Origin of the sequence: Geodermatophilus sp. TF02-6, assembly GCF_003319115.1 — a bacterium.
Taxonomy (GTDB): domain Bacteria; phylum Actinomycetota; class Actinomycetes; order Mycobacteriales; family Geodermatophilaceae; genus Geodermatophilus.
The window spans coordinates 108,581-119,588 of record NZ_QOHF01000013.1; the positions used below are offsets into that span (position 1 = coordinate 108,581).

At 74.1% G+C, this 11,008-nt stretch carries 10 protein-coding genes; 6 read left to right on the forward strand and 4 right to left on the reverse strand.

Annotated features, from left to right (window positions below; translation table 11 throughout):
* Positions 1-13 precede the first annotated feature (13 nt).
* Both DQ238_RS13485 and DQ238_RS13490 read left to right on the forward strand, forming a co-directional pair.
* The gene (locus DQ238_RS13485) at positions 14-313 is read left to right on the forward strand and encodes a hypothetical protein (RefSeq protein WP_147263073.1); all 300 of its coding nucleotides are present in this window, start codon (positions 14-16) and stop codon (positions 311-313) included.
* Positions 314-338: 25 nt separating this feature from the next.
* Complete coding sequence (locus tag DQ238_RS13490; RefSeq protein WP_113781777.1) at positions 339-1,103, forward strand: phosphoglyceromutase; 765 nt, start codon at positions 339-341, stop codon at positions 1,101-1,103.
* Between the two features lie 258 nt (positions 1,104-1,361).
* On the opposite strand, the gene phoU is transcribed toward DQ238_RS13490, so the two are convergent.
* Positions 1,362-2,021: a phosphate signaling complex protein PhoU gene (gene phoU / locus DQ238_RS13495; protein WP_113781778.1), complete on the reverse strand. Its 660-nt coding sequence runs from the start codon at positions 2,019-2,021 to the stop codon at positions 1,362-1,364.
* Positions 2,022-2,313: 292 nt separating this feature from the next.
* Here phoU and DQ238_RS13500 point away from each other — a divergent pair, with 292 nt between their 5' ends.
* Positions 2,314-3,585 (forward strand): cell wall metabolism sensor histidine kinase WalK, encoded by a 1,272-nt coding sequence (locus DQ238_RS13500; protein ID WP_113781779.1) that lies wholly within the window; start codon positions 2,314-2,316, stop codon positions 3,583-3,585.
* Positions 3,582-4,262 carry a response regulator transcription factor gene (locus DQ238_RS13505; RefSeq protein ID WP_113781780.1) on the forward strand — a complete coding sequence of 227 codons (681 nt, stop codon included), beginning with the start codon at positions 3,582-3,584 and terminating at the stop codon, positions 4,260-4,262. Before DQ238_RS13500 ends, DQ238_RS13505 begins: the two co-directional genes overlap by 4 nt.
* A 64-nt stretch (positions 4,263-4,326) precedes the next feature.
* Here the strand turns inward: DQ238_RS13505 and DQ238_RS13510 are convergent, their stop codons facing one another.
* The 3 genes from DQ238_RS13510 to DQ238_RS13520 are packed head-to-tail and all read right to left on the reverse strand — an operon-like array spanning position 4,327 to position 8,580.
* A complete protein-coding gene (locus tag DQ238_RS13510) occupies positions 4,327-5,997 on the reverse strand; it encodes a dihydroxy-acid dehydratase (protein WP_199506336.1) in 1,671 nt (556 codons plus the stop codon).
* The gene (locus tag DQ238_RS13515) at positions 5,994-7,349 is read right to left on the reverse strand and encodes an FAD-dependent oxidoreductase (protein WP_113781781.1); all 1,356 of its coding nucleotides are present in this window, start codon (positions 7,347-7,349) and stop codon (positions 5,994-5,996) included. Before DQ238_RS13515 ends, DQ238_RS13510 begins: the two co-directional genes overlap by 4 nt.
* 58 nt (positions 7,350-7,407) lie before the next feature.
* The gene (locus DQ238_RS13520) at positions 7,408-8,580 is read right to left on the reverse strand and encodes a hypothetical protein (RefSeq protein ID WP_199506337.1); all 1,173 of its coding nucleotides are present in this window, start codon (positions 8,578-8,580) and stop codon (positions 7,408-7,410) included.
* A 368-nt stretch (positions 8,581-8,948) separates the two neighbouring features.
* Here DQ238_RS13520 and DQ238_RS13525 point away from each other — a divergent pair, with 368 nt between their 5' ends.
* A complete protein-coding gene (locus DQ238_RS13525) occupies positions 8,949-10,049 on the forward strand; it encodes an ABC transporter substrate-binding protein (protein ID WP_147263074.1) in 1,101 nt (366 codons plus the stop codon).
* 113 nt (positions 10,050-10,162) lie between these two features.
* Positions 10,163-11,002 carry an ABC transporter ATP-binding protein gene (locus tag DQ238_RS13530; RefSeq protein ID WP_113781783.1) on the forward strand — a complete coding sequence of 280 codons (840 nt, stop codon included), beginning with the start codon at positions 10,163-10,165 and terminating at the stop codon, positions 11,000-11,002.
* The last annotated feature ends 6 nt before the right edge of the window (positions 11,003-11,008 follow it).

Sequence of the window (11,008 nt, forward strand, 5' to 3'; positions counted from 1 at the left end):
TAGCGTGGCGGCGGTGCAGGAGGGTCGCGGACAGCAGCGCTTCGTCCGGGCGCTCGTGGGCGTGGTCGCGGCCTCGGCACTGGCGTACCCGCTGCTGCTCTGCGCGGTGCGGTTGCTCTTCGCCCAGCTCGTCGTCCCGGACGTCGCCGAGGTCGTGCTGTGGCTGGTCGTCGCGGTGACCTGCAGCGTCGCCGCCGTCGCCGTCCTGCGGTGGGGCGCCGAGCGGCCGGTGCGCAGCCGGTGGCTGCTCGTCGGCCTGCTGCCGCCGGCGGCGTTCGAGACCTGGCTGCTGTGGCCGCTGCTCACCAGATGAGGCCCGCATCGGGCAGGATGACGGCGTGACCGCGCCGACCCCCACCCACACCCTGGTGCTCCTCCGCCACGGCGAGAGCGAGTGGAACAAGGCCAACCTGTTCACCGGCTGGGTGGACGTGGCGCTGTCCGAGAAGGGCCGGGCCGAGGCGGCGCGGAGCGGCGAGCTGCTCGTCGAGCACGGGCTGCTGCCGGAGGTCGTGCACACCTCGGTGCTCAAGCGGGCCATCTCCACCGCCGAGCTGGCGCTGGCCGCCGCCGACCGGCAGTGGATCCCGGTGAAGCGCTCCTGGCGGCTCAACGAGCGGCACTACGGCGCGCTGCAGGGCAAGGACAAGGCGGCCACCCTCGCCGAGTACGGCGAGGAGCAGTTCATGGTGTGGCGCCGCTCCTACAGCATCCCGCCGCCGCCGATCGAGCCCGGCAGCGAGTTCTCGCAGGACGGCGACCCGCGGTACGCGGTGCTGCCGCCGGAGGTGCGCCCGGCGACCGAGTGCCTGGCCGACGTCGTCGTCCGGATGCTGCCGTACTGGTACGACACGATCGTGCCGGACCTGCGCACCGGGGCCACCGTGCTCGTCGCCGCGCACGGCAACAGCCTGCGGGCGCTGGTCAAGCACCTGGACGGCATGGGGGAGGACGAGGTCGTCGGGCTGAACATCCCCACCGGCGTCCCGCTGCGCTACGACCTGGACGGCGACCTGCGCCCGGTCAAGCCCGGCGGCGAGTACCTCGACCCCGAGGCCGCGGCCGCCGCCATCGAGGCCGTCAAGAACCAGGGCAAGCGCTGACGAGCCGGCCCCGGAGGGGTTGGCGAGGAAGCGCTGGAGCCGCCCTGCGAGGCGCGCCGACGAGTGGGGGCCCGGAGGGTCCCCCGAGGAAGCGCCTGGAGTCGCCCTGCGAGGCGGCCCGAGGAGTGGGCGGGCGGAGCCCTCCCCGACAAGGGTCGGGAAGGGCTCAACGCAGGTCGGGGACGGCACCTGGCCGCGGTGTCGGCCGGTAGGCCGACGATGTCACGGTGTCGCCCGGAGGCCGACGGTGTCACGGTGTCATCGGTGCACTGCGTGCATCTCCCGCTCGCCGGTGACGAGGAAGACCACCCGACGGGCGACGCTGACCGCGTGGTCGGCGAAGCGCTCGTAGTAGCGGCCCAGCAGGGTGATGTCGATCGCCGCCTCCATGCCGTGCGGCCAGTCCTTGGAGAGCAGCTCGCTGAACAGCTGCCGGTGCAGCTGGTCCATGAGGTCGTCGTCGGCCTCGAGGTGGGCGGCGGCCTCGACGTCGAGCTTGGCGATCACGGTCGCGGTCTGGCTGACCAGGCTCTCGGCCACGTGGCCGGCCTCCAGGAAGATCGGCCGCAGCTCCTGGGGGACGGCGTGGTCGGGGAAGCGCATGCGCGCCAGCTTGGCGACGTGCACGGCGAGGTCACCCATCCGCTCGAGGTCGCTGATGATCCGCATCGCCGCGGTGATCGTCCGCAGGTCCGTGGCCACCGGCGCCTGGCGGGCCAGCAGGGTGAAGCAGCGCTGCTCGATGCTCTCCCGGGTCGCGTCGATGCGCTCGTCGCCCTCGATGACCAGGTTGGCCAGCTCGATGTCGGCGTCGAGCAGCGCGGTGGTCGCCTTGCTCATCGCCGAGCCGACCCAGTTGGCCATCTCGACCAGGGTGTCGTTGATGTCGTCGAGTTCCTCGTGGTAGTGCTGGCGCACGTCGTCCTCCTCGTCGGCCGGCCGGTCCCGGCCGGAGCAGCGGGTCTCCGCGACGCCGGTACCTCACGACGCCCGGCGCACTCCCTGTCGAGGGTATGGCGGCAACGCTGCTGCTCGTGGCCGCACCGGTGAACGCAGGGGCACCGGAACGTGAACAGTACTGGTACGGACGCGTTCCGCCACCCGGACGGACGAGGTCCCCCGCCGCGGCGGCCTAGCATCGGGCGGGGAGCGGGCTCGTGAGCTTCCCGGACGGTTGAGGGGCCTCCGCGAGCGCCGACGAGGAGGATGCGTGAGCGCGACGGTCGCCCTCGTGGTCGGCCTGGTCGTCGGCGGCGTCCTGGCTGCCACGGTCCTGCTGCGCCTCCGCCGTCCCGACCGCGACGTCGCGGCCCCCGCCGCACCCGCACCGGTGCCCGAGGCGGTGCTGGCCCGGCAGCTGATCGACCTGGTGGACCCCGCCGTCGTCCTGCTCGACCCCGACGACGTCGTCCTCCTGGCCAACCCCGCGGCGCGCGCGCTGGGCATCGTCCGCGACACCCGGCTGCTGGTCCCCGAGCTGCTCGAGCTGGCCCGCACGGTGCGCACCGGCGGACGGCGGCGCGCGGACGTCGCCCTGCCCGGCGCGCTGGTCGGCGGCGGCCCCCGGCTGGTCGGCGTCCAGGGGGTGCGCCTGGAGAGCGGGCCGGTGCCCGGCCCGGTGGGGCTGGTGCTGACCGACGTCACGGAGGCCCGCCGGGTGGAGGAGGTCCGCCGCGACTTCGTCGCCAACGTCGGCCACGAGCTGAAGACGCCGGTCGGCGCGCTGTCCCTGCTCGCCGAGGCGGTCGAGGACGCCGCCGACGACCCGGAGACCGTGCACCGGTTCGCCGCCCGCATGTCGCACGAGGCCGACCGGCTCGCCCGGCTGGTCCGCGAGCTGATCGACCTGTCCCGGCTGCAGGGCGGTGAGCCGCTGCCCGAGCTGGTGCCGGTCGAGGTCGACACGGTCATCGCCGAGGCCGTCGACCGGACCAGGCTGGCCGCGGCCGCCCGGCACACCGCGATCGCCACCGGCGGCCAACGCGGCCTGCTCGTGCGCGGGGTGGAGGCCCAGCTGACCACCGCGGTGACCAACCTGCTGGCCAACGCCGTCGCCTACAGCCCGGAGGCAGCCCGGATCGCGGTCGGCGCCCGCGCCCGCTCCGGGTTCGCCGAGATCACCGTGACCGACAGCGGCATCGGCATCCCGCGCCAGGACCGGTCGCGGGTGTTCGAGCGCTTCTACCGGGTCGATCAGTCCCGGGCCAGCGGCACCGGCGGCACCGGCCTGGGGCTGGCCATCGTCAAGCACGTGGCCACCAACCACGGCGGCTCGGTGAGCGTGTGGAGCGAGGAGGGCCTCGGCTCCACGTTCACCCTGCGGATCCCGCTGGCTCCCGGCGCCGCGCCCCCCGCCGAGCCCCCCGCCGAGCCCCCCGCCGAGCCCGAGGTCACCCCGGCTGCACCCGCCGGGGACGCGCCGGCCAAGCACCACCTCGCCGGCGGTGCGCCCGCCGGGAACGCCCCGGAGGGACGGTCGTGAACCGAGTGCTGGTCGTGGAGGACGAGGAGTCCTTCTCCGACGCGCTGTCCTACATGCTGCGCAGGGAGGGCTTCGACCCCGTCGTCGCGGCCAGCGGCCCGGAGGCGCTGGACGAGTTCGACCGCGGTGGCGCCGACATCGTCCTGCTCGACCTCATGCTGCCCGGGCTGCCCGGGACCGAGGTGTGCCGCGCCCTGCGCGCCCGCAGCGCGGTGCCGATCATCATGCTCACGGCCAAGGACGCCGAGATCGACAAGGTCGTCGGGCTCGAGCTGGGCGCCGACGACTACGTCACCAAGCCGTACTCGGCCCGCGAGCTGGTCGCCCGGATCCGGGCCGTGCTGCGCCGCCGCGGGCACACCGAGGCGCCGGCCGGGTCGGTGCTGGCGGCCGGCCGGGTCCGCATGGACGTCGACCGGCACGTGGTCTCCGTCGACGGCGAGCCCGTCGCCCTGCCGCTCAAGGAGTTCGACCTGCTCGAACTGCTGCTGCGCAATGCCGGCCGGGTGCTCACCCGCGGGCAGCTCATCGACCGGGTGTGGGGCGCGGACTACGTGGGTGACACCAAGACCCTCGACGTCCACGTCAAGCGGCTGCGGGCCAAGATCGAGCCCGACCCGGCCAACCCCGAGCACCTGGTGACGGTGCGCGGCCTCGGCTACAAGTTCGAGGCCTGAAGGAGCGAGGCTCCTCCGTGGGCAGCGCGCCGACCGCCGCGGTGCTGGCGGCGGTGACACCGGCTCAGCCGCCGAGCGTCGCGCCCCGCCCCAGCGGCGACACCGTCCGCGCGTAGACGTCCAGCCACCCGCACCCGCGGGGAGCCGGCAGCGGGGGCAGCTCGGCGCGGCGCCGCTCGAGCTCCTCGGCCGGCACCTGCAGCTCCAGGGTGCGCGCGTCGACGTCCACCGAGACCAGGTCGCCGTCGCGGACCAGCCCGATCGGGCCGCCGACCGCGCCCTCGGGGCTGACCTCCGCGACGACCAGGCCCTTGTTGACCAGGCCGGACATCTGCCCGTCGGTGACGACGACGACCTCGTCCCCCAGCCCGGCGCCGTCGAGGGCGAAGACGACCGCCGAGGTCAGCGCCATGCCGGGCGAGCCGCGCAGGCCGAGGCCGCTGAGGACGACGACGTCGCCGGCGCTCACCTCGCCCGCCCGGATGCCGGCCAGACCCTCCTCGCGGGAGGAGTAGACCCTCGCCGGGCCGGTGAACCGGTGCAGCCCGTCGTCGGCCACGGTGCGCTTGACGACCCCACCCTCGGGCGCCAGCGAGCCGCGGACGACGGTGATGCCGGGGTGGCGGGCCAGCGGGTCCTCCACCGGCCGGATCACCCGGGCGTCACCGACCGACGCGCCGCCCAGGACCTCCCCCAGGGTGCGGCCGTCCACGGTGGGCTGGTCGAGGTCGAGCAGCGACCGCAGCTGGTGGAGCAGCGCCCGGGCCCCGCCGGCGGCCTCGAACTCGTCGATCCGCCGTGCCCCGTTGGGCTTCACGCCGGTGATCAGCGGGACCTGGGGCGCGAGCTGCTCGAACAGCGCCAGGACATCGACGTCGCAGCCGGCCTCGACCGCGACCGCCTGCAGGTGCTTGACGCAGTTGACCGACCCGCTGATCGCCAGGACGGCGGTCACCGCGTTGCCGAACGCGCCCGGCGTCATGACCTGCCGCGGGCGCAGGTTCTCGGCGACCAGCTCGACGATCCGGCGCCCCGCCCGCTCGGCGTCGGCGAACATCTTCGGGCTGTTGGCCAGCACCGGGGTGGTGCCGGACAGTGCCATGCCGAGCGCCTCGGTGGCGATGTGCATGGAGTTCGCCGTCCCCATGCCCGCGCACACGCCCGGGCCGCCGACCGCCACGCTGGCCATCTCGGTCAGCTCCTCGACGGTCATGGCACCGGTGGCGACGTGGCCGGCGTAGAGGAAGACGTCCTCGAAGTCGACGTGCTCGCCTCGGTAGACGCCGCTGGGCTGGTATCCGCAGCCGACGACGATCGTCGGGACGTCCAGCCGGCCGGCGGCCATGAGCTGGCCCGGGGTGGTCTTGTCGCAGGAGGCCAGGGTGACCATCCCGTCGAGCAGGGCCCCCTCGACGGCGACCTCGATGTCGCTGGCGATGAGGTCGCGGGTGGGCAGGATGTACTGCCCGGCCCGGCCGGCGCTGGTGATGGCGTCGCTGGAGGCGGCCGTGCGGACCTCGAACGGCACACCCCCGGCCGCGCGGATCGCCTGCTCCAGGCGGGGCACGATGCCGTCGAGGTGGCTGAAGCAGCTGGCCAGCTTCGAGGAGCTGTTGACGATGGCGATCTTGGGCTTGTCCATGTCCTCGTCGGACAGGCCGAGCGCGGTCCACTGCGCCCGGCGCATCGCCCAGGGGGTGCTGCCGGGGGTGGAGTTGCTGCGCAGCGTGCTCACCGCTCCTCCTCGCGACCCAGGAACACCCCGCCCTGCTCCAGCCGGCGCTGCAGCTCGGTGACCGGCACGTCCCCGACGGCCAGGTCGCCGGCGATGGCGAGGTCCGCGGCCTGGCCCACGGCTTCGCCCATCGCGAAGCAGGGGCCGGTGACCCGGGCCGAGGACTGGCCGCCCTGCGTCATGGAGGCGCAGCGCCCGGCGACGAACAGGTTGTCCACCCGCTGCGGCACCAGCATGCCGTAGGGCAGCTGGTTGTAGCCGCGCGGCCGGCGCTGCCAGCGGAACTCCACGGTGCCGGCGACGTGGGCCTCGACCGGCCAGCCGTTGACGCCGATCGCGTCGTCGAAGTCCGCGCAGTCGAGGACGTCGTCCTCGGTGAGCCGGTACTCGCCGTGCACCCGGCGGGTCTCGCGGATGCCGACCTGCGGGGCGATGTCGACGATGTAGGAGTCCCCGAAGCCCGGCGTCCGGTGCTTGATGAAGTCGAAGGCGTCGAAGGCCTGTCGGCGGCCCTGCAGCTCCCCGTGGGTGAGCTGGTCGACGTCGGTGCCGTCGACCGCGCTGCCGTCGGGGTTCGACAGCTGGGTGAGGTTGGCCCGCCACTCCAGCGGGTTGCGCTGCGGGCGCACGATCGGCTTCTTGCGGGGGAAGGTGTGCGTACCGGCCGCCTCGGCCTCGGTCATCAGCCGCTCGACCGTCCGCCACGGCGCGGGCCCGGCGGCGGCGACGTCCACCCCGTTGATCCGGAACATCAGCGACGGGTACAGCAGGTGCGGCGCCTTCTCGAACGGCACCCCGGCCCAGGCGGCGACGTCGGCGTCCCCCGAGGCGTCGACGAAGACCCGGCCGCGGACGGCGGCGCGGCCGGACTTGGACTCGATGAGGACCGCCTCGATCGTGGCCCTGTCGTCGGTCGCGCTGTCGGCCATGACGACGCCGACGGCGACCGCGTGGAACAGCAGCCGGGCGCCGGAGGCGGTGACCAGCTCGTCGGCGGCCAGCTTGTAGCAGGAGATGTCGAAGGCCTGGGCGAGGATGCCGTCGTTGATGGTCAGGTGCGGCTCGTTGAGCCCGTCGAGCTTGGCCAGCCGCTCGAGCAGCTCGTCGGCCAGGCCGTGGATCACCTGGCGGTGCTCGCCGTGCACCTTGGCGTGCAGCCCGCAGAAGGTGGACAGCCCGCCCATCGTGCCGGCGCCGCCGAGGAAGCCGTAGCGCTCGAGCAGGATCGTCGAGCGGCCGGCGCGCGCGGCGGCGGCCGCGGCCGTGATCCCGGCCGGGCCGCCGCCGATGACGACGACGTCGAACTCTCCGTGGACCGGGGTGTCCCGGGCGGGCTCGTGCACGGTGCTCATGCCGGGGTCCCCGCGGCGTCGTGGAGCGGAGCGACGTCGGGGGTGGCGTGGGGTCGGCTCATCGGGTGCTCCCCTGGGTCGGCGCGTCCTCGACGCGGGCGATGGCCGGGGCGCCACCCCGGGGGCCGAAGGTCTCGGCGACGGCGGAGACGCCGGCGTTGTGGGCGCCGGCGACGGTGACGAGGAGGGCCTCGGGCGAGTTGAGCACCGAGACGACGTCGCGCCCCTCCTCCGCGGCGGTGTCCGGCACCGCGTCGGGGTGGCCGGCCGGCACCCGCCAGCGGGTCTCCCGCGAGACGAGGTCCTTGCCGACCCGGGCCAGCTGCTCGCGGGTGTTCACGGCGTGCTCGTGCACGAACCGCCGGACGTCGGTGCGCGACCAGCCGGCGCGGGCGAACACGTGCGCGTGCTCGGGCCCCAGGACCAGGCAGCCGCTGATCGTCTCGTGCACCAGCGCACCGGTGCGGGCCAGCGTGCCGGCGAGGTCGCGGCCGAGCTGCTCGGGGTCGGTGGTGTGCCGCGCCTCGAGGTGGACCACCGAGCGGATCAGCATCGCGGTCACCGTGCTCTCACCGGCGGCGAAGCCGTGGTCGGTGGGGAACGGCGCCCAGGGGCTGTCCTCCTCGTTCTCGGCGATGCAGCAGGTGTACTTGGCCGGCGTCCCCTGGGTGGCCTGGTCCAGCTGGTGCGGGTGCAGGCCGAAGGCGTTGATGGCGGTGAGCCGGATGGCGCGGCCGATGCTGGCGTTGGCCCGGACGCCGGAGCCGAACACGTTGCCGCGGCCGTTGAGCCCGATCCGCTGCCGCACCGGCCCGTTGACCAACAGCAGCGGCGCGGTTCCCGTCGTGCTCTGCCAGATCCCCCGGCCGGCGTAGCCCTCCAGGGTCAGCGCGTCCCAGGCGGCCAGCACCACCGGGAAGTACTCGGGCAGGCAGCCGGCCATCGCGGCGTTGACGGCCGCGGCGCGGACCGTGCAGACCCGGTCGAGGTGCGGCATGCGCAAGACGACGTCCCCCGGCGCCCGCGAGGTCCGGGCGAGGAACTCGGCGAGGTAGGACTCGGTCACGGGCACGACCGGCAGGCCGTCGGTCCAGCCCTGCTGGGCGTAGTACTCCACGACCCGACGGAGGGCCGCCATGTCCACCATCGGCCGGCCAGCGGCGTCGGTGGGCACTCCGGGCGTGCCGTCGACCGGCGCCGCGCCGTCCCTCGCGTCGAGCTGACCGCCCACGCTTCCTCCTGCCGGCGTGCGACCCCATCGTCGGTGATGTGCGACATCCGCACGGTTGCACTCTGTGCGCACAGGACGGTACCCGGCGGTGGGGGCCGGGTCGAGGCCCTCGGGCCGAGGGTCACGATCCGGTCACGCTCCGCCGAGCGCCCGCCGCCGATCCGGAACCCGGCGTTGACACCCCTGTGACCGTCATCATAAGTTCGCAAAGAGCACGGGTGATCGCATGCCGCACAAGCCCGGTGCCGCCGGCCAGCTCGCCGGTGCACCGGGCCCACCGCCCGACCGGTGCCGCACCGCCGGAGGTGGCCGGAGCCGGACGCCTCCACCACGACCCCGCCGGCCCGTCCGAGTCCGAGGAGGACCCGATGACCTGCACCCCCACCCGTCCGTCCGGTGCAGCACCACGTCGCCGCCCGCGCTGGCGGGCCGCGCTCGCGGCGGCCAGCGCGGCGACCCTGCTGGCCGCCTGCGGCGGCGGGGACGACGCGGCCGGCAGCAGCAGCAGCGGGGGCAGCGAGGGTGGCGGCGGCGCGCTGCAGGACGTGACCTTCCTCAACATCCTCCCGCTGGAGAGCCTCACCTTCACCCCGGAGCTGGTGGCCAAGTCCTGCGGCTACTTCGAGGACCACGGCCTGAACGTGACCTTCGAGACCACCCAGGGGTCGGCCCCCGCGATCCAGACCGTGCTCGCCGGTGGTGCGCTGATCACCCGCGTCGGCGACATGGAGACGATGCTGGCCGCCGGTGAGCGGGACGCGCCGCTGGTCAACGTCGGCCAGATCAACAAGACGGGCACCATCCGCTTCGTCTCGGCGAAGTCCGACCCGCTGCAGTCGCCGCAGGACATCGAGGGCCGGCTGATGGGCACCCCGTCGGAGGGCGGCACCAGCGAGATCATCCTCAAGCTGGTCGCGGCCACCGCCGGCATCGCGCCGGACGACGTCCAGACCCAGGTGGTCGGCGTCGCCCCCGGCGTCTTCGACCTGGTGACCTCCGGCCGGATCGGCGGCTACATCGTCTCGCTCGACACCTCGGTCGCCCTCGCCGCGCAGCAGCCGGACGCGGTGGTCTACAACCCGTCGGACGCCGTCCGGAGCGGCGGGCAGGTGTACGTGACCAGCCAGGACCAGGCCGACGACCCGGACAAGCAGGAGCAGCTGCGCAACTACCTGGCCGCCGTCAAGGAGGCCGTGCAGTTCGTGGCGCAGGACCAGGCCGGCGGCTACGCCGAGACCAAGAAGTGCCTGGCCGACTACGACATCCCGACCCTCAAGGACGAGGCGGTCGCGAACGCCGCGCTGGACCAGTACGTCGAGTCGTGGACCGCGGCCGGCGACGACCAGATCGCCCGCACCGTGCCCGAGCAGTGGCAGGCCGTCTACGACGAGATGTCGGGCTCCGGCTTCGTCCCGAAGGGCCTGGACCCGGCCGAGTGGTACACGAACGACTACGCGCCGGGGTCCTGATGACGCGCCCCCCGGCCGGTGCCGGACCCGGATCACCCACCCACGTCGGTGCCACCCCCTCCGGGGTGCCGGCAGCAGAGAACGGACGTCCCGCGGACCACGGGGAGGACGGCATGACCATCTCGGAACCGGACGTCGCCGTGCGACCGGGCGCCGTGCCCGCAACGGAGGGCCGCCCGGCCCAGCTGGAGGTCACGGGCGTCGACAAGGTCTACCAGGCCCGCCGCGGCGAGGTGCACGCGCTCTCCAACGTGGACCTCTCCATCGGCAGGGGCGAGTTCATCTCCCTGGTCGGGCGGTCCGGGTGCGGGAAGACCACGCTGCTGCGCATCCTCGCCGGCCTGCTCGCGCCCAGCTCCGGCACGGTCACCGCCGACGGGGAGAGCACCTGGCGCGGCGGCAAGCGCAACGACGAGGCGTTCGCGCAGTTCGGCCTGGTCTTCCAGGACGCCAACCTGTTCCCCTGGTACACGATCGCCGACAACATCGCGCTGCCCCTGAAGCTGCGCGGGGTCGCCAGGCGGGCCCGCCGGGCGCGCGCCGCGGAGCTGTGCGAGCTGGTCGGCCTGCCCGGGTTCGAGAACGCCTACCCGCGGGAGCTGTCCGGCGGCATGCGGCAGCGCGCGGCGATCGCCCGGGCGCTGAGCTACGACCCGAAGATCCTGCTCATGGACGAGCCGTTCGGGGCCCTGGACGCGCTGACCCGCGACCGGATGAACCTGGAACTGCAGACGATCCACGCGCAGGCCGGCGCGACCGTCGTCTTCGTGACCCACTCGATCAACGAGGCGGTCTTCCTGGCCGACCGGGTCGTGCTGCTCACCCCGCGGCCGGGGCGGATCCGCTCGATCACCCCGGTGCCCGTCGCCCGCCCGCGCTCGCTGGAGACCGAGACCACCACCGAGTTCCAGACCGTCGTCCGCCGGCTCCGCCACGAACTGGACGAGGAGTGACCCGCC